Source organism: Pontimicrobium sp. MEBiC01747, from assembly GCF_053601635.1.
The window spans coordinates 1-23,205 of the sequence record NZ_JBSHNS010000599.1 but is presented as its reverse complement, the minus strand read 5'-3'; the positions used below and the strand labels follow the sequence as shown (position 1 = coordinate 23,205).

Sequence of the window (23,205 nt, the reverse complement as noted above, 5' to 3'; positions counted from 1 at the left end):
CTGTATCTGATGTTTCTGTTTCTAACCCATAAGCACGACTACCGCTAATGCATTCAAAAATAATATGCCCAGACGTTTTAAGTTCTTCTAATGTCAATTACTTAAGGTATTTAAGAAATAAATTATTAAAATCTTCTGGATTATACTGGCAATTAATTAGTTTTTTTCCTTTTTCGTCATTATCTAAAATAGTATATTTTAAAAAGATAAAAAGTCTTTGGTTTTGCTTTACCTGAAAGGCTTCACTGTATTGCGATTTCAATTCTATTAAAGCTTCTATTTCTTTTATAGTATTATTATCTATTAAATCTAGCAATTCTGAAAACAAAACTGGCGGAGCGGTTTTACGCTTTACAATCCACATTGCAGATAATGCTGCTCGTAACGCATAGAAAAAACTTTTTAAGCTTACATTTTCTCGAGATACTTTTTCTAAGAAACTTTTGCTCATACTATGGTAGTGATAAAACCCTGCTATTGGATTAAAACTATGTTTTGCCAATGTTTGCATATCTTTTAAAAAAGCATCATTTGCACGATAAATTATAGGAGAAAAGAGCCATTCTATAATAGAAGCATTAGACTTAGTCATTAACTTTATAGCTTTTTTTAAGTCCCAGCCTACGCCATCAAGGTTATCTTCTGTAGTAAATTCTATAGTATCTTTACCTTCCCATAAATTTAAATACCAATCTTTAGGATGTCTATAAACAAAACGAACATCGTAGTCAGAATTTGGTGAAGCAAAACCCCAGGCTCTACTTCCAGATTCTATTGCGAATAGTATTTCTATGTTTTTTTCTTTCTCTATTTCCGAAAGTTTTTCTATAATTTTAGTTTTCATCATTTGGGGACTGACTATGATTAAAAAAGATTTGCCTTCTTATTAAATTGTAATTTCACACTACAATGAAGGAATAATCTTAGGCTAAAAGTAACAAAGAAAACAACAATTTACAACTCTATTAATTAACTAGGGTAAAAACCTTCTGTTATTATTCTTTATTTTTTATACACCAATATAAGATTTTAGCAATATTGTTAGCATCGTCAACACCTTTATGGTGTGTTCCTTCTAATGGCATACCAAGTATACCTAAAGCGCCTTTTATACCTACTTTTCTTTTTAAGTCTTTCTCTTCAGAAAATAATGTTTTTACATTTATATGGTTGTGAGATAAAGGATACTCTATACCTCTCATTCTACATTGCAACTTCATAATATTTAAATCATAAACACCATAACTTGCCCACTTGTAATGATGTGCTTGATAGTTTTCTCTTAATTGGGTGCAAGCTTCGTTAAATGTTACGCCTTCTTTATCTAACAACGCTTGTGTTATCGTTGTTAACTCTGTACAAAATGGACTTACTGTAGAACGTTCTGGTTTTATTAGTATACCCTCGCTTTTAGTAATGTCTCCTGTTTCTGTATTTAATATACAGATTCCTATTTCTATAATTTCGCTAACCTGCCCTTTGGGGACTTTCCCGTTCCAACAGGTCGCTTCTAAGTCTATGACTATTATATATTTATTGTTTAATTTTTTGAAAGCACCTCAGCAAAGTCAATTGCTTTTTTATAATTCTTCAGCGATTTTAATAAAAATACTCGTTGGTTTACCGAATATTACTAGGCCTGAATTATTAATATGCTCTAATTTATATTTATCTGAAGCATTGCCATTGAGTGCATAATCATGACCATCAATAGTTATTATATACCAATGTTTATTTCTTGATTCTAAAATTATTTCGTCTGCATAAAAAGGCCAATCTCCTTTGAAATCTACTTTTTTAATATTTTTATATTTGAAATCTGGATTTGATTGTCTTTCAAAATCATCTTCAATTGTTCTCTTGTGAGGATTACGAGTTCTTAATTTTACTTCTTTTGATATATTCTTGTATATGGTTCGTCCTAAATCTTTATCTTTAATTTTCATAAAGTCAAAAACCCATCCAGAATTTTGTTTTGCTAAGCTACCAAGATTGACAAAAGTGAATTGCCTAGATAATCCTCTAATAAATCTCTCAAGAATAGAAATGATTTCAGAATTTATATAATCGTATGTCTCATTACTTTGTTGAATTTTAATATTAAAAAAACGTTTAAAAAGCGATGAATTATTTTTTAAGATTTTTGTTTCAAATTCATCCCATAATTTTTCAACATCTATACTTGGTCTTCTTTTAGATGTAACTATATCTAAATTATGATAGCGAGCAAACTTGCCAAACTCAGATAATAAATTTAGTAATTCGTTTAAAAATTTATCATCACTAATAAACGACTTATCCTCTGCTAGAAATGAATCATCTTTATGCCTAAGAAAAAAATAATTAGTTATAATTTCTTTTTTCAATTCTAAAATATCATGACCAGATGAACCTGCAAAAGACTTTAAAGTATTAAAATCAGGAAAATCATTATTCTTTTCATAATAGCCATAACATAAATAGCATTTTAAAAAACGCTCAATTCCGCTAGAAAGAATTTGAAGAGGCAAATGATAAAAATCATTATCTAAATTTATGTTTTGAATTTCTCCAAATCCTAGTTTAATTAATTTAATAGAGTTAACGAACTCTTTATTCAAATAAATCTCTTTTAAAATTTTATCATCTAACATCTTGATCTTAATTTATTGTTTATATGCTTTGTTTTGCCAAAAGCACAAATAGTTTTAGTTGTTTTTGTAGTGCTTCACTAGTGTCACTGGCTCTTAACAGGTAGCGTTTAAATTCTGGAAATAATGTTATTATACTATCTTTTGTGTATAATTCTATGTCTTGAAATAAGGCTAATGTTATCCCTAATTGAAAAGCTGTACTTTTATATACTTCAATTACAGAACCGTGTTTTCCAAAGGTTTTAAAATCTTTTAATTCTACTTGTTCTAAAAACAATAATTTATCCCGTAGTGTTCCTTTTAATGCTTCTTTTGCGTCTTGTCTTAATGTAGTTCGTGTAAAATATGAGACTAACGCTCTTGCACAACGTGCTATACGTAACTCTAAATCTCTTACTACTAATCGTTGAATTTTACGTTCATACTTTTGTTCGTGTAAATGATAGGTTTTATATAATGCATTATTTAACTCATCTGGAATGCCTTTAAAACAATCAACAACAATCCCTTCTTTTACTATTGCTAAGTTGGCGTTTACTGTTTTTAATGTTTTAAAGGCTTCTGCTTCTATTAATTGCTCTACTGTTTTATGGTTATTGTTAATACTTGATAACGCTTCAACATAAAAACAAACGTCTAAATCCAGAGAGTTTTCTGATCCAAATATTTGATAGGGATAACTCATGTTTTCTGATGTTTAAAAGTCTCCATAGAATACTTGTAGACATGGTAATTTTAACTTTTGTCTCCACAAATCGACCACTTGGTTTCTATCGTCTAATACAAATTCTACGAAGTAGTTGTTCTCTATCTGTTCTGTAAATAATTCTTCTTTTATAATAGAGTCTTTTCTATTATCCTTTGTTTTACGCATCCATAAGGCATCGTATTCCACATTATGATCTTTTAACCATTGTTTGGTTTCTGGTTGAAATTGTCCGTCTCTTCCAGATAGTAATAGAATTTTAAATCCTAATGCTTTATAGTTTTTTACCATGTTTACTATGGGTGTGTTTGGTAAATCTTGTCCGCATTTACTGCCATCGAAAGGACTCCTATCGTTTATTAAAGATAGCGTTCCATCTAAATCGCAAATAATGGCTTTAGGTAAAGTATCGTCTTGCGCTCTTATTTCATTTTTAAGTTTTTTACCAGTATGCAATTGCTTATGCATCTTTAAAATAACATCTCTACCTACAGGGTTTTCTCTTTTAGAGTCTCTAAGTATAGCTTCTTCTACTTCTATCTCCATTTTTTTTAGTTCTACTTTTACTGTGTGCCCAGTTTCTTGCATGTATTCTTGTGCTATTTCTTTTATTCTTTCTGCATTGGTTTCAGAAATATTAGTGTCGTCTACAATAACATGTTTCCCTGCTAACAAGGCTTCTTTTATAAGAAAGTCTCGTGTTCGTTTTATAAATTTTTCATTGCCTTTAGAGAAGTGATTACAATCTAACATGTCTCGTAAACTATCTCTATTTATTCTTTTATACATACCGGGATTATCTAATACTAATTTTTTAGCGTATGTTGATTTTCCTGATGCTGGTATCCCTTGTAATATGATTATTGTTTTCATTGTTTGTCTCTTTTTACTAATTGAACTCGTTAGAATAGGCTTTTTCAAATACTGGACGAATCATTTTCCAGATAATTTTATCGTAGTTTTTTCTGTTTTTTATAGCAAATAAAACTGCTGGATAGGTACAGGTTTTAAAATAACCTGCCGTCTCTCTGTCTGTGCTTAATTCTTTATATTCTGTTTTCGAAATGGTTTCAATAGTTTTAAATTGTTCTCTTAATTGTGTTTCTACTTTTTTTACCCATGTAAAAAATTCGTCTGGTACATCTTCAATCCACTGGGTTAATTCACCTTCTTCTTTTAATGTTTCCCAAATGGTTAAAGATGATATTTGTGTTACAATTTTATGTAAATCTATATAATCTTCGAATTTAATTTTTACTCTAAATCCGTTTTCATATTGAATAACAAAGCCTTCTTTATTTTTCCAGTTTAATGCTTTTAATGCTCTTAAACTATTATAGTGGTAGATTTCTGGTAATGGGAATCCTATATTTTTAAGGGCTTCTGTTTTACCAGTTTTAGTATCTACAATAGCAATTAATACCAAAGCTTCTTCTGTACCGTAATCTACTATAATTCTGTTTTCTGGGTAAATAATTTCGAACACATAGGTTTTACTTTTATCTAAGCTTTTAATTGCTGAAGCATATTTACTTTGTAACAAGTCGTTTGCTTTTTTAGCTTGTTTACTTGTAAACGAACCTCTTGTAGCAATATATGGTTTGTTTTCTAACCAATATAAAATACCTAGTGATCCATCCATTTTTTCGAATACTTTAAAGGATTCGTTTGGCAAAGCACCATAACCTACTTCTTCTACATTAAAAAACTTAGGAATAGAGTGTGCTACAACAGTATAGTTTTCGTCTAAAATTAAACCTCTACATTGTAACGTTTCTTTGGCCCAGTATTGCTCGTACTGCGTTGCTTGTGTGTAGTTATAAATCCACAGATTTGCTTCTGGATGTTTACATTTATGAATGTATCCTTTAGCGATTGCGTCTTCTAATTTTTCGATGTTTAATACTGTAGTTTTCATTTTATTATTAATTACAGTACAAATATGAAATGGTATTACGCAATGATTTTGCGTAATTTAATTTGTTTGAAAATTTATTTTTTTAATAGCACTTAAATCTGAAAAATCTTTGACTACTATTTGAGAAATATCGAATGCGATAAAGTGAGACCACCAACAATCAGAAAAGATAATAGCCAATTTATTATAACAATTAGGACAGACTTGATTTAAGAACTCTAAATTTGAAAAACCACAGCACCCAAAATATTTATTTATATTTTTAGAATTTTTAAGATTAACTGAGTTTTCAGTAGTGAATAAATTAACATTATTTGGGGTTACTATTTCAGGGTTATCCCAATAAATAAAAGAATTTTCAGGTAATAAGTTTAAACAATCATTAAAACTTAATTCACTCTCGTTTACTTCAACCAACTCATTACTTAACGAGATATTACACCTTTTACAATATATTTTTATTTTTTTCATTTCTAAAAAATCACCTCAACTTTAAAAAATTGAGGTGTACCATTTACTTATTTACAGAGAAAATATCTTTTAATTATTCTATAACATTACCGTTGCCCGATACTGTGATTTCTCCAATTTTATCTGCAATCTTCTCTACATATTCCATTTCTTTTAACTTAAACAACATGGTATTGTCTTCCATTAATTTAGCTGTATTTAACAAGCTCCTTGTAGAGGCTGTTTCTTCTCGTCTTGTTACTACATTGGCTTGCGCTTTTTTATGTGCTATTAATACTTGGTTCATAATCTCTTTCATGTCGCCTGGTAAAATAACATCTCTAATACCTGTATGCAATACGGTAACACCTAGCTTGTTTGCTTGTGTTTTTACGTCTTGTAAAACAGCATTTGCAATGGTTTCTTTTTGCTCTAGCAATTCATCTAGAGTATAAGCACCAACAAAGGCTCTTAAAGCTAATTGTAGTGTAATGTACAACTGTTTTTCGTAGTCTTTATTCTGCATTAAAGCGGTTTCTATATTTGTTACTTTATATTGTGCGTAAAAGTTTACACGAACGGTTGCTTTATCTTTTGTTAATAATTCTTGACCTGAAACTTCCAATTGTAATTGACGTAAATCGGCTTTAGCTATTTTAATGGTTTTATCGTTTCTCCAGAAATGATATGTACCATGATCTAAGGTTTTAGCATATTTATCGTTTACAATCATAATCGCTTTTTCGTATGCTGCCACTTCAAACGTACGGATGTATTGACGTAAGGCTGCATTATTATATAAAGCCACATCTATGGTTTCTGGAATGTTAATATTTGTAAAATCTACGGTTATAAATTTATAATCTATTAGACTATTCCAGTAGGCGTGACGTCCTGCTGTTAATACATGTTTAAAGTTATTGTTGCTATATACCAAAACAATCTCGTTATCTTGAATATCTACAACGGTTAACAATTGTGCCAAAGCCTCATCTTGTAGTAAGATTTCCAAAGCTTTTGGCGCATTAAATGCCGCGGTTAAACTATACGTCATTACGCTTTCGTTAAACCATAACCAATGTTTACCCTCTGTAATAACGCGTGCGTAATTACCATTTTTAAACACTAAGCCTACATGACCTGCATGAATTCTTACTTGTTTCATTTTTCTAATTTTTATTCTGAATTACTCCCCAGAATTATTAAACATTTATAATAGGATTCCTTTTACTTGAAATGGCTATTCTTTTAGTAAAAACAAATTGAAAGTAAACCATCTTTAAGGCTACGGAAATACAAGCGTTTTAGAGTATTCTACAAATCGTTTTTATTAACGTTTTATTAGCAGACCTTGTAGTTCTTCAAGATATTTATAATAATAGGCTTTCTAAAAAGGAGATGCAAAAATGCCTTTAAATACTTCTGTATTTCAAGGTATCTTTTAGATTGTAAAAACAACGTATTGCTTTTACCAGCTTACTTTCTCTTTGTTTTTGTTTTGCCATTTAATGTGTGGCGCACATTGGTGGTCGATTTTTAAAAGGGACCTTCTTTGTGAAAATGCGGGTTTTTAATCCGCATCCTACATTAACAGTGTAGTGCTCTACCGCTGAGCTATATGACTTTTACGGTTGTCATAACAGGAATCGAACCTGTGCTTGTCTATTGTTCTAACCTGACTGAACTATCTCAAATGAATTGAGAGTGGGAATCGAACCCACGACCTATAGAGTGATGATTATTTTTTGGATAAACAATCGAAACCTTCAAGTCTAGTTGCATATAAATACCTGATACTTATTGGCAAGGTTTTATACAATAGTGCTATACAGAAACACCCAACAAGACCAGCTTGATATTTTTTAATTCCCTCGAAGGAGGGAATATTATGCTTGTACCTCTTACCAGATTCGAACTGGTACTTTTACTATTGTAAACAGATAGGCTCTAAATGCGCTTCCCTACTCTACATCCTGTGTATTTCGGTGCTTCTGCAAAATCTAGTCATTGGCGGGCACGCCACCAACCACATCATCCTATCACTCCATGCCTACGAATCAAGGTCTTTTGACACAGCTCTTCCCTTTAAGCTAAAGAGGTATATATTTTAAAAAACGTTTTGAGAATACTTACGTTTGTAGATGAGCTTTCCTAGTATTATAGCTTGCACTTTCTCTAGTTTTCCACGTTATTCTCATTGCTTAGAGACTAACGTACTCACCCGATGCCTTATTACATTACAGCTGTTCGGCAACTTAGACTTAGCTTGCATAGTGGTTTTATACCACGCTTTGCAATTACAAGGGTTGGCTCCCTCACTATTAATAGGCGTCCTCTTTACGAGGCGGCCTACTAGAATGTTCACCGCACAGTAAAGGCTTGCGGCCTCTACCGCCCCATATATTACAATGGGTTTAGGCAACTACTAACTGCTGTAACGCTCGAAGTCTTTTGCGTTTTATACTCTATAGTGAAAATATAGTGCGTTTACCAATTTCGCCACAAACCTGTGATAGTTTGGTAGGACTCGAACCTACAAATTTTGTTTTTGACCTAGGAAAAGGGCTTCGAAAATGGCTTCGTAGATTTTAGCCTACAAAATACCAACCTTTTCCTTGTGTGTTTCCCAACACACCGTATTTTAAGTTACCGAATCATTTACTATCGGGTAACTTTAATACTGCAACACGCTCCGCAAGACCGGATAATCTATACGTAACCTATTACTACAACTTTTCCTATTGATGTCTCCACCTCAAGCCTATATAAAAAGTCGGCTATAAATCCTTATTTACGCCAGCGGTTGCCCCTTGTAAATAGTTATTTATGTTAGTTGCTTGCTTACCTGTACTATAATCTAAATGACTACAGTCTCCACTTGCAGTGTCTGCAAGTAGATTTATCCTTGTTACCAAGTTTATCTATGGACGATAAGCCGCCCCATCATTTATAATAAATGATGATTTTTTTTCAATATTGACGCTTCTTTAAAGCTTCATTTTATTTCAATGATCGTTTTTATTAAACTTAGACAGCTTCTTTTTAAGAACCTTCTAATGAATTACATTGCAAATATTCTACAGTATTACGCAGTGTTTTTGCGTAGTGAAATTTATTTTAATTAAAAAGCTTTAAAAAACTATCTTTTTCTAAATTCTCTATAGAAAAATCAAAATCTGCTTCATCTTTATAATCTGTAATTTCAGCTCCTAAAGTTCTTACCAACGTATCAAATGATAATGGTTCATTCCATTGTTGATATAATGCTTTGGTTGCTAAATTTGATATTTCGGAATTACCAGAAACTCTAGCATGCCCTGAACCAAAATTTAATAATACAAAGCATTGTTTATCTTTTTTAGGAATCAGCATTCCTAAAATGGTTTGTTGCTGTACAGATTCGCACTTAATATCTGCAAAAAGATTGTTTGGATTCATCATGTAACCTCTAGAAACTTTATCACCTTTTCCTATAACAATCTTGTAACTACAATCTGAAGCTCCAGAATACACATTATTTTGAACCAAAGTAGGTACATTTAAACCTTTATTAGCATACAAATACTCAACAGCTCCTTTTGGCGCCGATGTAATATCTCCAGAATACATTAGGTTACCTTCTTGTTGATTATAGGTAGCGTTCCAACCTACTTTACCAGCAATATTTAAACCTGATAAATCTAAATCGTTTGCACCCCAAGCATTCTCCCAATAGATACCCACTGCCATTTTTTTTCCATAAAAACATGTTCCTGTAGGAATGTTACCTACATACATTTTCTCTGATGTTGGCAACGCATACGTAATATCCTCAGGAAAAAACAATCGTTTCCCTGATAAATCGAAACGCTGTTTTAAATAATTAATTAAAAACTGATAATTTTCCTTAAATACAGTATTTTCTAAAATCACCTTTTTATGTTTACCTGCTTTGTTTTTCTTTAAAAGATTAGAAAGCATATTATTTCTACTTGCAGCAGAAACTCCATCAGACTTTACCCAAGACTTACCATTTCTAATTCTATACAAAAAGGCATCTTGCCCTTGTTTTCTAGTATAGCAAGCTGATAATGCTTTAAATAAAGCAAATGGTGTTGCATTGTCTAACCAATGCACATCTTTATCTGTTAGAAAGGCATTTGTAACATCATTTAACGGATTTGAAACTAATGGTTTATGATGCGTTTTCGATAACTTACTGATTTTATTAATCGTTTTTGGCGCTTTATTTTTAAAGGCTAAAAACAAAGGCTTGAATCTGTTAAAAATTTCTGCCAATTTTTCTAAACCAAATTGCTTAAATGCTTGTGTTGGATTATATGAACTCGCTTTAATCAATTCAATTAAAGTATCATTTTTAATTAATAAAGTTGTATCTGTTGCTCTATAAATAATATACCTAAAAAATTCTACAGCATTCTCTGGGTAAATATTATAATACTCCGCTAACTTAATAACTGCTTCTTTGTTTCTTATATTTTCTTTACCAGTAAAAGTATAGTCTAACTCATCTACTAAAACTGTAATCAAATTATCTATAGTCTCTTCTTTAAGTGCAATACCAGATTGCAACATCGATAAACATTTCTGTTGCATTTCATCTACAGAATAGCCTTTAATTACCTTATAAACTAGTTTTACATTTGGAACATTAAGCACTTCTTCTGGGATATAAATAGCTTCTTGAAAATGACTTCCATAAGTAGACATATAATGGTTAATTTGTTCTACATACAACTTATATTTCGAACTATTTTTAATTGTAGACCACGATTTATGAAAGGTCTTATTTAAATCATTACCATTTAATGTTTCTTTTTTTAAGATAGCGATAATACTATCTTTCGCCCAAAGCGCATTGGGTGCAATGATAAATCCACTTTCAGAGATGTATGGCTTTGCATTTGATGCTTTTGCGACAACGGCATTAAATAACTTTAATGTTTTACTCACGCCATTATAACTATTATTCTTGATTTTGTGATTTTTTAAATTCATTTTCTATTATTATAAATAAGTGAGGAGTATTTTCTTAACTGTTTATAGGAACTCCGTTTACCTATTATTTTTTTTAAAGACGAAGAGTAAATGTCAGAACCCAAATCTGATGTCTAAACGACACCTATAGGAACTCTTTTTGTCTTTTAAGACGAGACGTAAAACACAACCAAAGGCCCTTACGGGCGCTGGACTCGAACCAGCAAATTACAGGAACATCTTTTGTCTTATACCAACGGAAAGTAATTTCTATCGTGAATGGTTATAGGAACTTTCTATGTCGGTAATTTGTAATGTAGTCCAGGTGGGATTCGAACCCACGACCTCCAGATTAGAATCTTAATAGAGGAACTTTTTTTGTCTTGCAACGAAAAGTGATAGGCGCTCTATCCTCTGAGCTACTGGACTATTTTTAATATTTTAAAGAACTTTTATTGAACTCCGCTAGAATTAACTTCTAGCGGAGTGCTATTTTAAAGTCTGATTCCAAAAAGACTTCTAATTAATTACTCTGCAAATATCTCATAGTTTTACGCAATAGTTTTGCGTAGTTTAAACTATTTCAAAATTTATTATTTATACCACTTTATCTGCACAAGACGAACTTGCAAATGCATACGGTTTCGCTTTAAAAACAAAACCCATTCCTAAAATGTAGCCCATAGCATCTTTAAGTGCTACGTTAGATTCAAACTTTGGATCTGTATTAATATCCGCGTGTACCTCTAAATCAACATTATGTTTATCTAAAATGTTGCAAATAGCGTATGCTTCTTCTACAGACATTATTACCTCCTTAAGCATACGTTCTTTAATACCTATTTGTTTAGTGCCTTTATAATTTCTCATAAACATAAAGCCTCCTTTACCTTCACGTAATACCACAATAACTGTTGCGTATTCGATATGCGATTTATAGGCTTGCGAATCTGAGCCCACACAAATTTTTAATCTATAGCCTGCCTTTTTCTCTTTTACAATAGCATTTTCAATAATCTCCGTAATGGGCTGATCAAAGACTTTACCGCTAAAGTTTCTCCATTTTTGTTGTGTAACTTTCATAAGTTCCCATTTTTAGTTAAATATTAATTTTGTGGAACAAACTGAATGAGCTCGTTCATTTTTATTTTAAAATTGAAATATCAGGATTCGAACCTGAATCTTTCGCCGTATCAAAGCGAAGCTCTAACCAATTAAGCTATATCTCAATTTATTTTTGTGGAACAAACTGGATTCGAACCAGTATCTTCTGGGCTTCAACCAGACGCATAGACCTACTTTGCTATTGCTCCTTTTTAGATGAATTAGAAATTATAAGTCTGTTTACCTCATTCACAACGAGGTGTTTTATCTAATAAATCAAAATCATCATTTTTGTTGTGATAGAAAGAGTTGAACTTTCATCTACTCACGTATCAGGTGAGCGCTTTACCGATTAAGCTATATCACAATTTTGTTAACCTGATAGGATTCGAACCTATACCTCAAGAGTCAAATGCTTTGCATTCACGAATACCTTATTAGAAAATAAAAACGAATGAGCTAAACTCTTGAATGCTACCATTACACTACAAGTTAGTTTGTAAGCTTAACAGGACTCGAACCCGTATCACTAGATTCGTATTCTAGCATGTTATCCAATTACACTATAAGCTTATTAATAATCCTTCAGGATTAGTTGAGATGCCAGGAATCGAACCTGAACCCTTCGCCTTATGAGAGCGATGCTCTACCAGATTAAGCTACATCTCAATTTGTTGAGGCAATAGGGATCGAACCTATGACTTTCACGATGTAAGCGTGACACTCTTACCACTGAGTTATGCCTCATTTTAATTTGTACTCCGTAAGGGAATCGAACCCTTGTTTTCTGCTCGAAAGGCAGGCGTCCTAACCGTTAGACGAACGGAGCTTTTGTTTAAGGGACAGAATTATCTCATATTCTAATAATTGTTATAAATTGGTATTCGTGAATGCTTAGCATTTCACAACCATTGTTATTCCCCTAATTTTTTTGCGGTTCATACGAGAATCGAACTCGTATCTCTCGAGAGACAGTCGAGAAGGATAACCATTACCCCAATGAACCAATTTTGTACATCTACCAAGAGTAGTTCGCATAGCGTCTATTTCAATAAATAGGTGCTCATGAATGCTTTGCATTTCGAACTTGGACGTAGAGATTAGAAATCTCTTGTGCTATCCCTTACACCATAGATGTATTTTTTAAAAGAGCATCTATCGAGACTCGAACTCGAAACTATAGATTGGAAATGCTTTGCATTCACGAACTCCAAAATCTAAAATAAATAGTATGTGAGCTAAGTCTACTATGTTACCAATTACACTATAGGTGCTTATTGTGGGAATGATAGGATTCGAACCTATTAAGCTTTGGCACCAGTTTTACAGACTGGCTCAACTCACCATCGTTGACGCATTCCCTTTTATTTTTGAGACAAGGATGAGAGTCGAACTCATAAAACTTAGTTTTGCAGACTAATGCCTTAACCATTCAGCCACCTTGTCATTTAGCGATACCGAAGGGATTCGAACCCTTAACCTGATGGTTAACAACCAACTGCTCTGCCATTGAGCTACAATATCATGTTTTGGAGTTACGAAAACTTACACTCCGTTTTGCAAATTGCAAATGAGCTTGCGAATTCAACGAAATTTATTTATCAAAATAAATTTCAGTGAGTTAAACCCGCTGTTTTAGCCAGTTAAACTATAACCCCATAGTATTGCGGAGGACAAAGGAATCGAACCTTCACCGCCATATGGCGGACTTGTTTAGCAGACAAGCGCAACGAACCAACATTTGCCTATCCTCCATTTAATTTATTTAGTCTGAGAGACAGGAGTCGAACCTGCAACCTCTCGCATCCAAAGCGAGTAAACTATCCATCGTTATCCTCTCAGTTTTGCGGAAGGAGTGGGAGTCGAACCCACACGAGTCATTAACTCCGAACAGTTTTCAAGACTGTGGCCACCTCCTATTGGCTTGCCCTTCCGTTTTGTTGACGCGGTGAGGATCGAACTCACGACCTCGGCATTAAAAGTACCTTGCTCTACCAACTAAGCTACACGTCAATTTTTCTATATTTCTATTTCAATGAACACCATAAAAAAAGCACCTCTTGTAACGGAAGGTGCTTTTTTTAAATCTATGTATACATCAACTCATGTATACACAACCTTCCTAGTATATTTTATAAATCTTTCATCACAACTAAATGTTGCGACTGGTCTCGGCGAGCGAAACCAAAGATTTTGTTTAATTATATGTTGTAAATAATTCCTCATTATTGTTTTGTTATTTTGATGGTGCAAATATGAAACGCTTTTTTGAATTATACAAGAAAAATTTCAATTTAATTTACTGATTATCAATTAGTTAATCAATTTTAAGGCATTGAAATCCCTGTCCGTTTTTTAACGGATAATCAACATTTTTACAATAGCCTGTCTCACAATTGTTTTGCTGTTTCAAATTCTTATTTTACTGTTTTTAGTTTTTCAAATTCACTTAAAAATAATTTCAAAAAAAACGCCCAACTTTTAGGTTGGACGCTTTATATTCTACTTTTAATTATGGGTTAAATCATAATTTATTTTTTAAAATAGGTATAAAACATCCTCTTAAGAGATTCAGTGCGATGACTGCTCTTCTATAATCATATTCACTAAAGCGCAATATGGGTTGTTTATGTATTTGTTGTTTATTCATTTTGTTTTTTATTGACTCTGCAAATATTTAGCTCTAATGCGCATTGTTTTTACGTAGTCAATTATTTTATTACAAATGCTTTTAAAAACTCTGCCAGAATACAATTTCCGACAGAGCGTTTCTTAATTACTAAAAAATCAATTAATAGCATTAGTAACTAATTGTTAATTACAGTGCAAATATTTAATAGTATTACGCAATGTTTTTACGTAGCAAATATTTTATTAAAATTAATTATTAGGTTATCTATAAGTTCTCTCTATTAGGGATTTCTTCTAAACTTAACTCGAGAGCTAAGTTGATTATTTTCCTTGGTGTATATAACATTTTTTCCAAATCACTTATTTGTAAGTTTTTCGAATTTGCTTTATAAAGAAAGCTACTGTAGCTTAATTTGGCTATATTTCTACCAAATTCATCTTTATATTTTTCTTTTAACTCTAAAGTAATTTCTTCTAATCGATTTTTTAATACTACAATAGTGTTTAATAACTGATCAAGCCAGTTTTCAATCTCTTTCAAGAAATTCTTGACTTCAATTTCATTTTTATAGCTTAATTTTTTAATCTCATTACGAATATGTTCAATCTTCATACCTTCCCAGTTTTTTGCTTTTAACACTGGTATTTGCCACTTTGACTGTGCTACTTTCCAATAATCTGTTTTCACTTTTACTTGATGGATTTTAAATCCAGGAAGTTCAATAATAGTTAGATGTCCGCCATGACATGCTCCTGTATCTATACCATAAGTATTATTCTTAATTTTTGGAGTATCACCAACGACATGATGCCCATAGATTATAGGTTTTGTTCCTTTGTAATAGTCTGACCAATATTTACCTTCTTCATATTTAGTTTCAAGATGCCTACTTCCAGAAGTTGTTCCTGCCAAAACTTCTTTCTTTTGCTCACTTAATATTTTGTCATGCTCAAAAAAAGCATGAACTATTATAGCGTCATTTGTTTCATAATAATAAGGAAGTGTTTCTAACCATTCTTTAAAACCTTTATATTCATCAGCAAATTGAACTTTTACTATCTCTTGAGAATAACTTAAAACACCTCTTAAATGTTTTCTTTCGTGATTACCCATTAATACTATTGCATTATCTCGATTTTTAAAATAGTTATATAACTCTAAAGATTTATTCCCTCTGTCTACAAGATCTCCTAGTGAAATTATTAAATCATTTTCGGTTATTCCTATTTGATTTGATAGCTCTATAAACTCATCATAGCATCCATGTAAATCTCCTACTATGTATGTTTTTTTCATTTTTTTGGGTTTTAGACACTCATTAAGAGCAATTGTAATTACTCTTTTGTGTCGTTATTCTATTTTCTTTTCTCAAATGGGGGTTCCCATTTTTTTTGTTTCATAATGGCTTTTACTTCAGCATAGGATAACGGATAAAAGTCGTGACAGTCTACGCCTACATCGAATGCATTCATGGTTTCATCGTCTTGTAAGCTTCCGTGCGAGTGTCCGTATAAATGCCATGTTCCTCGAAAACTAGATCGCCAAACACGCATAGCGTAGTGTAACAATATAATTTTCTGTTTACCATTTGGTGCTTCTTCATCGGCGACGTTTAATTCGAAATAGTCTTTTGTCCATTCAAATCGATTAGTATTAGACATCGCTGCACCTTCGTGATTACCTTTTATTAAATAGATTTTACCATTTAATTGCTCTAAAATAGCTTTCATTCTATCGGCTTTGCACAAGCCTAAATCTCCCAAATGATAGACCTTATCATTTTTACCAATTTTACTGTTCCATCGTTTTATAAGTTCTTGATCCATTTCTTCTACTGTATTAAATGGACGGTTAGAGAACTTTATAATATTTTCGTGACCAAAGTGATGGTCTGATGTAAAATATACATCTGTTGCATACTTCATTGTATTTATATTTTTTAATGTGATTGTCTATTTAGTTCTCAACTGTGCTCGAACTGATATTTTAGACAATCTCTATTGATTATTTTTTCTTTTTACTCTTCTTATTCTTTGCTTTTGTTTTCTTCTTACTTGGTTTTATTTTACTCTTTATTCTGCTTATTTCACTATCAATATAGCTAATAAAAGAATCGTTATAACCAAATTGTTTAGCTGTCTTAAAGGCTTTAATAGCCCTTTTATACTCTTGTTTTATTTCAAACAATTGTCCTTGCTTGTCCCAAATACAGCCCTTATCTATTCCTTTTACAGTTAATGCAAAATCGATTAGTTTTTGTGCTTCATTAAAATCGTCATTCCATAATAATGTCTGTATATACTTATAATATACTTTTTGAAAATCCATTTTATTAGCTAGTGCTTCTGCATAATATATTTTTGCTTGTTCGTAATCTCCTAATTGCTCTGCTTGTATTTGCCCCATTAAATATAAAGCATATACATTTTCAGATTCGTATGACAAAGCGTAGTTTAAATTTTCTACAGCTTCTTCTAACTCGTATGGATAAGCATCTATAGCTTTAAGCACGTAATTATTTAATAAACTTGTTTCCATCGTTTTAAGTTTTAAGGTTAAAAGTAAGCGTGTCTCGATACATTTTTTCTTCGTTTCTCTTAGAAAAACTACTCGACATGACGTACTTTTAATCTATTATTTTAATTCATTACGCAGGTCATTTTTTAATGTACTGCGTTGTTTTTTATAGGTTTTTACAACTTTGTTTTTCTTAAAATCGGATCCTTTAAAAACCTGTATTGGGTTACCTCGTTCTAATTTTAAATGGTTTTCCCATTGATTTTTAATATTAGATTTAAGCGCTTTAAGTTGTAACTCGTTTACTTTTTCTTGTAAACGTATTCTTGCTATTTTTTTATTTTGATGTTGTGAGCGGCTATCCATTACTAACACTTGCGTATTAGTTGGTTTATGGATAGCCCTAATAGCGGAGCTCACTTTATTTACATGTTGCCCTCCTGGCCCTGAACTTCTTATAGCTTGATAGTTAATATCTTTTTCATGTATTTGAAATTGTTGTTTTTGTTCAATTTCGTATAGCCCTACAAACCAGTTTTTACGTTTATGTTTTGGCCTAAATGTTGAAACTCCTATCCATTGTATTGTGCCTTTCCATTGATTTAAAAATGTACTTAGATTTTTTCCTTCTAGTTGAATCGTGACAGATTGTAATGTCATGTTTTCAATTCCTTTTTCTCTTTGTAATATTTTATAATCTATAGTATTGCTTTTTACGGCGTCTAAAAATTTCTTTAATACTTGTGCTACAACCCAGCAACATTCTGCTGGACCTCGACCAGAGGTTATTTGTATTATTTTTGTTTCCAATGTTTTATGTTTTTTCTAAAGGATTTTTAGAAAGTAATACATGGCCTACTGGGCTTTTACCTTTTTCAATGAGTTGTAACGCAGCTTTTACTGCCCAACATTTATCGCTAGAATGAATATTGGAGTAATAGCTTAATAGTGTTTTAGGCTCTACTATTTTCCAGCCGCTTACTTCTATAGCTTCTACAGTAGCCGATTCGAAAAAGTCTATAGTTACTCTTATTTGTTTTCCAGAGTTTAACCAGTCTATTTTTTCGTAACGTCTAAAATTCTCATTACTTGGCATGTGATCGTATCTTGTCCACACTTTTTTAAAGCCTTCTTGTGCTAATATTACCATAACTTCTGCAACGTCTTTTGGGCGTACAAAAATGTCTATATCCTTATGATCGTGCGCATGTTTATATTCTGTATGATCTTCTGGTGACATAAAATGCCATGCCCAACCTCCAGAGATTATAATCCATGCTTTTAATTTATTTAAAATGTCCAAACCTTGTTCTATTCTATAGTTTGGCCACTGTTCTCCGTATCTTTTTATGTTATGATTTGCTCCCATAATCTCTTTATTTTTTTAAGCAAAAAATTATCTGTCCATTCTCACAATTTTTGGTGTAAACTTACCTACAACCTCCACCAATTCTAATTGGTTTTGCATGACTTTTTCTATGTTTTTATAAGCCATTGGTGCTTCGTCTATACCTCCACCTATTAATGAGACTTCATGTTTTTGTAATTCTTTTTTAACTGCACTTTGCGTTAACTTCATTTTACATTGTCGTCTCGACAATAATCGTCCTGCACCGTGCGATGCCGATTGTAAACTGTCCTTATTTCCTAATCCTCTTACTATAAATCCTGGCGCTGTCATAGATCCTGGGATAATACCAAATTCTCCTTTTTTGGCTGGTGTTGCTCCTTTTCTATGCACTATACATTCTTCGCCATTTACTTCTTGTTTCCAAGCAAAATTGTGATGATTTTCTATTTTAGCTATTGGTCTTTCTCCTAATAGTTTTGCTATTCTTTTATGAATATCATCATGGCAAGCTTGCGCATAATCTCCAGCTAAATTCATGGCCAACCAATATTCTTGTCCGTCGTGCGTATTTAAGTCTAACCATGCTAAATGTTGTACATGTTTTGGCAACGGACATTGTTTTGTTGCTAAATAGGTATAGTGTTTTGCGATGTTAGCACCTAATCCTCGTGATCCGCTATGCGATAAAACGCCTAGATATTCTCCTATTGGTAAACCCCATTCGTTGTTTACATCTAGAATATTGACTTCTCCAAATTCTACAAAATGGTTTCCTCCTCCAGAGGTTCCTAATTGTTTATAGGCTTTATCTTTTAAGCGTTTTACTAACGGAATGGTTTTAAATTCATCTCGCTCGAAAACTGGGCTATCATGTTTTACTTTATGCGTTTCGTACATTCCAAATTTGGTATGCTCGGACAAAATATTTTCCAATTGATGCTTTTTACCTTTTAAGTAAGAGGCTTTTACTGGATAAATAGTTAAACACATTCTACAGCCAATATCTACACCTACGCCATAAGGTATTATTGCATTTTTTGTGGCTAATACACCTCCAATTGGTAAGCCATAACCTACATGAGCATCTGGCATTAAAGCGCCTGCTACAGAAATTGGCAACTTTAAAGCATCGTATAATTGATATTTTGCTTGATCTTCAATTTCGTTTTCGCCATAAATATGGAATGGTGCTCTGTGAGTGTTTAACTTTTGTTTTGTTACATGTACTGGATCTAATAAACTTTCTGCTATTTTCCCCCAAACGCCATCACCTTTATAGTGTTCTGGATTTAATAATACTTTTTTTGCTTCTGTTAATATTTTCTCTTTTTTTACTCGTTTCTGATATCGATTAATCTGACCTAAAGTCACATTAATACTATTGTTTTTTGGAAAGCCTAATTTTATTAAGTCTTTTCCGCTTAATTTCTTTCCCATGATATGGTTTCGTTAATAATGTCTTCTAGAGCATATTTTTTTAACTCTTTTAGACTCCTGTTTGTTTTTAATTTTTCTTGTCTATCTATTCTTGCTTTCCAATAATAATCGGACCAAGAATAGAATCCTTCAGTGATGTTGTAGTATCCTTTTTTATATAATTGTTCTTCTATAAATGAGCGTTCTTTTAAAAGCTCTGGATCTATACGTTTCCTGTGTGTTATATAGGCTCTAGTAAACTTAATTTTATAGGTTCGTTTAGGAAGCTTTACATAAAATCTTGTTTTTATTTTATGTTTATACTCATAATATCTAAAAGCTACACATAGTGCTTTTGCACCATCACTTAACTTATTATATTGCTTTTTGCTTAGCGTAGGAACATCATTATAAATAAGATGCCGAGAGGTTTCTTTTTGCCATTTAAACTCTACTTTTTCTTTGGTTTTTGCCCAAATGGCTTTTTCAACCTTATTGTAAACTTCTAAAATGGCTTCTTTGTGCTTATAATTTTCTACACGATGGGTTATTTTAATTTCTTTATACCAACCGTATCGTATCGGTTTTTCTAATTCTATAAAGCCTAGGTTATTTATTTGCTTACTAATCTCCCATTGTCTTTTTAATAAACGACAAACTTCCTTTTGCCTCGCTGCTTTTATGTGTACTGGTTTCATTAGACATTTTCAAAATGGTTTTGTCTTTGTTTTAATGATTCCAATAATTACTCCCAATTAGGAATCGGTGTTTAGATTGTATATAAGTGTTTCATTTTTAAATTTTGTGTTGTGAATTGCATTTTGAATCGTGTCGGCTACGAACAAACTACCATTCTGGTTGTGTTGTTGTTAATTTACTGTTTGGATGTTTTTTAGCAGACTTGCTAATGACTGAAAACAAAAAACCCGAAACAGTTTTTAAATTGCTTCGGATTTTTCATTTATCTATGAAAAGTGGTATTAACTATACGCTCGAAGCACAACAAAAGGTAGAATTCCTTTTGGATCGTTTTGATTTGATATAAATAAACTCATACTTCGATTTTAGTTAAACTTAATTTTGTTGCTTTATTGCGATGCAAATATAAAATGTAATTTTTGATATTTCCAAATAAATTTTGAAATTAATTTACTGTAAACCAATTACTTACAAAACATTTAGACAATAGAAATCTTGTCCGAAATTATTCAGATTTATAACTTACTGATGGCGTGACATGTAGTTAATCAACACTCATTGTTTATGTCTCTTAAAAAAAATCAAAAAAAAACGTCCAAATTTAATTATTTGGACGTTTTTATTATTTTCTAAACTGTATCTATCTATTAAAATGCTTATAATATCGCAGTTTTTCGCCCTGATTATGTAATTCAAATAGATTCATACAAGTATTTATTTTAATTTTTTGTGCTTTTATGCAGTGCAAATATGTGATTTTTATTTTAAATTTAAAAAAAAAGCCATGATTTTTAGAAAATCACAGCTTTTCATAATTATAATACTACTTGGTTAAAAACCGTTTCTGTTACTTTATTATACCTTAATAAAGTTAAAGATATTGTTCCTCTACCACTAGTTAAGGTTCTTAAATCGGAGATGTAACCAAAGGTTGTTAATAAAGGCACTTGGGCACTTATCTTCCGTTTCGTTCCGTCTTCTTTTATTTCCATAATAATGCCTCGTTTTTTATTAATGTCTGATGTTACTTTTCCTAAATAATCTTCTGGACATTCAATTTCGGCATTCATTATAGGTTCTAACAGTATAGGTTTTGTTAAAGCTGCTACTTGTTTAAAACCATGTTTAGCAACAATTTCAAAATCTAATGGGCTAGAATCTTCTGCATGAACCTTTCCGTCTAATAAAACCACACGCATCGTTTCTACAGGGTAACCTGCTAATATTCCAGATTGCATAGCTTCTAAAAACCCTTTTTCAACATTTGGAATAAATTCTTTAGGTATGTTTCCGCCTTTAATTTCATTTACAAATTCTAATCCCTTTTGTTTTTCGACACTAGGACCCAATGTAAATTTAATTTGAGCGAATTGCCCGTTTCCTCCATTTTGCTTTTTAAAGACTTCTGTATGTTCTACGGTTGTCTGTAAACGTTCTTTAAAGGATACTTTTGGATTCCCTTTTTGAATGGCTACTCCAAATTCTGATTTCAACTTTTCTAATCGTACATCTAAATGTAACTCTCCCATACCATGCAAAATGGTTTGCCCTGTTTGCTGATCGAAAGACATTTTTAATGATGGATCTTCGTCTAAAATTTTAGCAATAGCTTCTCCAAAATGTTTTTCGTCATCTTTAGATTTTGGTTCCACTGCTATACTTATAACAGGTTCTGACACATCAATAGATTCTAAAGTAAATGCATCGTCTAGTTCACATAACGTATCTCCAGTTTTTGCATTCTTTAATCCTATTAATGCTACAATATCTCCTGCTTTAGCTTCTTTTAGTTCTATAAATTTATCGGCTTGAATTTTTAAAATTCTACTTACTCTATTCTTTTGTTGAGATCTAGAATTTAAAATAGTCTCGCCTACTTTAATAGCACCAGCATACACTCTAACCATAGCTAAACTTCCTACGTAATTATCTGAAACAACCTTAAATACTAATCCTGTAAATGGTGTACTAACAGAACGTAATCTGCGTTCTTCTTCATTATTTTTATTTACACCTTTTATATACTTAATATCATCCGGCGCTGGTAAATATTGCGAAATAGCATTTAATAATGGCTGCACGCCTATATACTTAAACGATGAACCACAAAGCACTGGTACTGCCTGTTGTTTTATTGTAATAGCTCTAATAGCATGCATTAGTTCTGTATTACTAATCGATTCATTTTCCAAATACTTAATCAGTATAGTTTCATCAAAACCAGAAACTGTTTCTATAAGTTGTTCTTTCCATTGTAACAGTAATGGCTTTAAATCTTCAGTGACTGCTTTCTCTTCCCAAGTATGTCCTAAATCATTCGCATTCCAATACATTGCTTTTTCTGTTATAAGATCAATAATACCTATAAAATCATCGCCCTCTCCAATAGGAATTTGAAGTACCATTGGCACTGTATTTAATTCTTGTTGAATGTCGCTGACAACTTTAAAAAAGTCTGCACCGATTCTATCCATTTTATTAATAAAACATAGTTTTGGAATACCATATTTATTAGACTGACTCCAAACGGTTTCAGATTGCGGCTCGACACCTGATGATGCACAAAATAAAGCCACAACTCCATCTAATATTCTTAATGAACGTTCTACTTCTATAGCAAAATCTATATGCCCAGGCGTATCTATTATATTAATTTGATGTGTCATCTCATTATAATTCCAATCTGCTGAAATTGCCGATGACGAAATCGTTATGCCTCGTTTTGCTTCTTGAGGATCACTATCGGTTACTGTATTACCATCATCTATATTTCCTGGTTTGTGTATTGTCCCTGTGTAATAG

At 32.0% G+C, this 23,205-nt stretch carries 20 protein-coding genes and 17 tRNA genes; all 37 read right to left on the bottom strand.

Going from position 1 to position 23,205, the window contains the following annotated elements; translation table 11 throughout:
- Positions 1–97 (bottom strand): DNA polymerase beta superfamily protein (locus tag ACVC2P_RS20255; RefSeq protein WP_452600249.1); only part of this gene is annotated, 97 nt, incomplete at its 3' end.
- Complete coding sequence (locus ACVC2P_RS20250) at positions 98–847, bottom strand: nucleotidyltransferase domain-containing protein (protein ID WP_452600247.1); 750 nt, start codon at positions 845–847, stop codon at positions 98–100.
- Positions 848–995: 148 nt separating this feature from the next.
- Positions 996–1,520: an exonuclease domain-containing protein gene (locus ACVC2P_RS20245; RefSeq protein ID WP_452600248.1), complete on the bottom strand. Its 525-nt coding sequence runs from the start codon at positions 1,518–1,520 to the stop codon at positions 996–998.
- 60 nt (positions 1,521–1,580) lie between these two features.
- A complete protein-coding gene (locus tag ACVC2P_RS20240; protein WP_452600246.1) occupies positions 1,581–2,633 on the bottom strand; it encodes a hypothetical protein in 1,053 nt (350 codons plus the stop codon).
- A gap of 19 nt (positions 2,634–2,652) precedes the next feature.
- Positions 2,653–3,318 (bottom strand): hypothetical protein, encoded by a 666-nt coding sequence (locus ACVC2P_RS20235; RefSeq protein WP_452600245.1) that lies wholly within the window; start codon positions 3,316–3,318, stop codon positions 2,653–2,655.
- A 12-nt stretch (positions 3,319–3,330) separates the two neighbouring features.
- Positions 3,331–4,212, bottom strand: coding sequence for a phosphatase domain-containing protein (locus ACVC2P_RS20230; RefSeq protein WP_452600244.1), 882 nt, complete (start codon positions 4,210–4,212; stop codon positions 3,331–3,333).
- A gap of 16 nt (positions 4,213–4,228) precedes the next feature.
- Positions 4,229–5,257, bottom strand: coding sequence for an RNA ligase (locus tag ACVC2P_RS20225; protein ID WP_452600243.1), 1,029 nt, complete (start codon positions 5,255–5,257; stop codon positions 4,229–4,231).
- A 57-nt stretch (positions 5,258–5,314) separates the two neighbouring features.
- Positions 5,315–5,728 (bottom strand): hypothetical protein, encoded by a 414-nt coding sequence (locus tag ACVC2P_RS20220; RefSeq protein WP_452600242.1) that lies wholly within the window; start codon positions 5,726–5,728, stop codon positions 5,315–5,317.
- A 73-nt stretch (positions 5,729–5,801) separates the two neighbouring features.
- Positions 5,802–6,872, bottom strand: coding sequence for a slipin family protein (locus ACVC2P_RS20215; RefSeq protein ID WP_452600241.1), 1,071 nt, complete (start codon positions 6,870–6,872; stop codon positions 5,802–5,804).
- A gap of 1,612 nt (positions 6,873–8,484) precedes the next feature.
- Positions 8,485–8,622, bottom strand: a complete 138-nt coding sequence (locus tag ACVC2P_RS20210; protein ID WP_452600240.1) for a hypothetical protein — start codon at positions 8,620–8,622, stop codon at positions 8,485–8,487.
- A gap of 202 nt (positions 8,623–8,824) precedes the next feature.
- The gene (locus ACVC2P_RS20205; protein ID WP_452600239.1) at positions 8,825–10,705 is read right to left on the bottom strand and encodes a hypothetical protein; all 1,881 of its coding nucleotides are present in this window, start codon (positions 10,703–10,705) and stop codon (positions 8,825–8,827) included.
- A gap of 296 nt (positions 10,706–11,001) precedes the next feature.
- A tRNA-OTHER gene (locus tag ACVC2P_RS20200) sits at positions 11,002–11,113 on the bottom strand.
- A gap of 168 nt (positions 11,114–11,281) precedes the next feature.
- A complete protein-coding gene (locus tag ACVC2P_RS20195; protein WP_452600238.1) occupies positions 11,282–11,767 on the bottom strand; it encodes a ribonuclease H-like YkuK family protein in 486 nt (161 codons plus the stop codon).
- A 72-nt stretch (positions 11,768–11,839) separates the two neighbouring features.
- A tRNA-Ile gene (locus ACVC2P_RS20190) sits at positions 11,840–11,913 on the bottom strand.
- A gap of 11 nt (positions 11,914–11,924) precedes the next feature.
- Positions 11,925–11,997: transfer RNA gene (locus ACVC2P_RS20185), tRNA-Phe, on the bottom strand.
- Positions 11,998–12,082: 85 nt separating this feature from the next.
- Positions 12,083–12,155, bottom strand: a tRNA-Ile gene (locus ACVC2P_RS20180).
- A 133-nt stretch (positions 12,156–12,288) separates the two neighbouring features.
- Positions 12,289–12,361, bottom strand: a tRNA-Arg gene (locus tag ACVC2P_RS20175).
- 22 nt (positions 12,362–12,383) lie between these two features.
- Positions 12,384–12,457 (bottom strand) — tRNA-Met (locus tag ACVC2P_RS20170).
- Between the two features lie 5 nt (positions 12,458–12,462).
- Positions 12,463–12,535 (bottom strand) — tRNA-Val (locus ACVC2P_RS20165).
- A 10-nt stretch (positions 12,536–12,545) separates the two neighbouring features.
- Positions 12,546–12,617: transfer RNA gene (locus ACVC2P_RS20160), tRNA-Glu, on the bottom strand.
- A 105-nt stretch (positions 12,618–12,722) separates the two neighbouring features.
- A tRNA-Asp gene (locus tag ACVC2P_RS20155) sits at positions 12,723–12,794 on the bottom strand.
- 144 nt (positions 12,795–12,938) lie between these two features.
- Positions 12,939–13,062, bottom strand: a tRNA-OTHER gene (locus ACVC2P_RS20150).
- Positions 13,063–13,068: 6 nt separating this feature from the next.
- A tRNA-Tyr gene (locus ACVC2P_RS20145) sits at positions 13,069–13,150 on the bottom strand.
- Positions 13,151–13,161: 11 nt separating this feature from the next.
- Positions 13,162–13,234: transfer RNA gene (locus tag ACVC2P_RS20140), tRNA-Cys, on the bottom strand.
- Positions 13,235–13,240: 6 nt separating this feature from the next.
- A tRNA-Asn gene (locus ACVC2P_RS20135) sits at positions 13,241–13,312 on the bottom strand.
- Positions 13,313–13,455: 143 nt separating this feature from the next.
- Positions 13,456–13,542, bottom strand: a tRNA-Ser gene (locus ACVC2P_RS20130).
- Between the two features lie 15 nt (positions 13,543–13,557).
- Positions 13,558–13,630: transfer RNA gene (locus ACVC2P_RS20125), tRNA-Pro, on the bottom strand.
- A gap of 5 nt (positions 13,631–13,635) precedes the next feature.
- Positions 13,636–13,722, bottom strand: a tRNA-Ser gene (locus ACVC2P_RS20120).
- Between the two features lie 6 nt (positions 13,723–13,728).
- A tRNA-Lys gene (locus tag ACVC2P_RS20115) sits at positions 13,729–13,801 on the bottom strand.
- 883 nt (positions 13,802–14,684) lie between these two features.
- Positions 14,685–15,716 (bottom strand): metallophosphoesterase, encoded by a 1,032-nt coding sequence (locus ACVC2P_RS20110; protein ID WP_452600237.1) that lies wholly within the window; start codon positions 15,714–15,716, stop codon positions 14,685–14,687.
- A gap of 59 nt (positions 15,717–15,775) precedes the next feature.
- Entirely contained in the window at positions 15,776–16,345 is a 570-nt protein-coding gene (locus ACVC2P_RS20105; RefSeq protein ID WP_452600236.1) for a metallophosphoesterase, read from the bottom strand.
- Positions 16,346–16,424: 79 nt separating this feature from the next.
- The gene (locus tag ACVC2P_RS20100; protein ID WP_452600235.1) at positions 16,425–16,958 is read right to left on the bottom strand and encodes a tetratricopeptide repeat protein; all 534 of its coding nucleotides are present in this window, start codon (positions 16,956–16,958) and stop codon (positions 16,425–16,427) included.
- Between the two features lie 96 nt (positions 16,959–17,054).
- Positions 17,055–17,747, bottom strand: coding sequence for a peptide chain release factor H (gene prfH / locus ACVC2P_RS20095; protein ID WP_452600234.1), 693 nt, complete (start codon positions 17,745–17,747; stop codon positions 17,055–17,057).
- 4 nt (positions 17,748–17,751) lie between these two features.
- Positions 17,752–18,306 carry a hypothetical protein gene (locus tag ACVC2P_RS20090; RefSeq protein WP_452600233.1) on the bottom strand — a complete coding sequence of 185 codons (555 nt, stop codon included), beginning with the start codon at positions 18,304–18,306 and terminating at the stop codon, positions 17,752–17,754.
- Between the two features lie 27 nt (positions 18,307–18,333).
- On the bottom strand, positions 18,334–19,725 hold the full coding sequence (locus ACVC2P_RS20085; RefSeq protein WP_452600232.1) for an RtcB family protein: 1,392 nt from the start codon (positions 19,723–19,725) through the stop codon (positions 18,334–18,336).
- Positions 19,710–20,402 carry a hypothetical protein gene (locus tag ACVC2P_RS20080; protein ID WP_452600231.1) on the bottom strand — a complete coding sequence of 231 codons (693 nt, stop codon included), beginning with the start codon at positions 20,400–20,402 and terminating at the stop codon, positions 19,710–19,712. The genes ACVC2P_RS20085 and ACVC2P_RS20080 overlap by 16 nt, the downstream gene beginning before the upstream one ends.
- Before the next feature lie 816 nt (positions 20,403–21,218).
- Positions 21,219–23,205 (bottom strand): elongation factor G (fusA, locus tag ACVC2P_RS20075; protein ID WP_452600230.1); only part of this gene is annotated, 1,987 nt, incomplete at its 5' end.

Excerpts from the sequence above, each read along its gene's own strand:
- ACVC2P_RS20250 (WP_452600247.1), bottom strand. The coding sequence starts at position 847 with ATGATGAAAACTAAAATTATAGAAAAACTTTCGGAAATAGAGAAAGAA.
- ACVC2P_RS20240 (WP_452600246.1), bottom strand. The coding sequence starts at position 2,633 with ATGTTAGATGATAAAATTTTAAAAGAGATTTATTTGAATAAAGAGTTC.
- ACVC2P_RS20235 (WP_452600245.1), bottom strand. The coding sequence starts at position 3,318 with ATGAGTTATCCCTATCAAATATTTGGATCAGAAAACTCTCTGGATTTA.
- ACVC2P_RS20230 (WP_452600244.1), bottom strand. The coding sequence starts at position 4,212 with ATGAAAACAATAATCATATTACAAGGGATACCAGCATCAGGAAAATCA.
- ACVC2P_RS20225 (WP_452600243.1), bottom strand. The coding sequence starts at position 5,257 with ATGAAAACTACAGTATTAAACATCGAAAAATTAGAAGACGCAATCGCT.
- ACVC2P_RS20220 (WP_452600242.1), bottom strand. The coding sequence starts at position 5,728 with ATGAAAAAAATAAAAATATATTGTAAAAGGTGTAATATCTCGTTAAGT.
- ACVC2P_RS20215 (WP_452600241.1), bottom strand. The coding sequence starts at position 6,872 with ATGAAACAAGTAAGAATTCATGCAGGTCATGTAGGCTTAGTGTTTAAA.
- ACVC2P_RS20205 (WP_452600239.1), bottom strand. The coding sequence starts at position 10,705 with ATGAATTTAAAAAATCACAAAATCAAGAATAATAGTTATAATGGCGTG.
- ACVC2P_RS20195 (WP_452600238.1), bottom strand. The coding sequence starts at position 11,767 with ATGAAAGTTACACAACAAAAATGGAGAAACTTTAGCGGTAAAGTCTTT.
- ACVC2P_RS20110 (WP_452600237.1), bottom strand. The coding sequence starts at position 15,716 with ATGAAAAAAACATACATAGTAGGAGATTTACATGGATGCTATGATGAG.
- ACVC2P_RS20105 (WP_452600236.1), bottom strand. The coding sequence starts at position 16,345 with ATGAAGTATGCAACAGATGTATATTTTACATCAGACCATCACTTTGGT.
- ACVC2P_RS20100 (WP_452600235.1), bottom strand. The coding sequence starts at position 16,958 with ATGGAAACAAGTTTATTAAATAATTACGTGCTTAAAGCTATAGATGCT.
- ACVC2P_RS20090 (WP_452600233.1), bottom strand. The coding sequence starts at position 18,306 with ATGGGAGCAAATCATAACATAAAAAGATACGGAGAACAGTGGCCAAAC.
- ACVC2P_RS20085 (WP_452600232.1), bottom strand. The coding sequence starts at position 19,725 with ATGGGAAAGAAATTAAGCGGAAAAGACTTAATAAAATTAGGCTTTCCA.
- ACVC2P_RS20080 (WP_452600231.1), bottom strand. The coding sequence starts at position 20,402 with ATGAAACCAGTACACATAAAAGCAGCGAGGCAAAAGGAAGTTTGTCGT.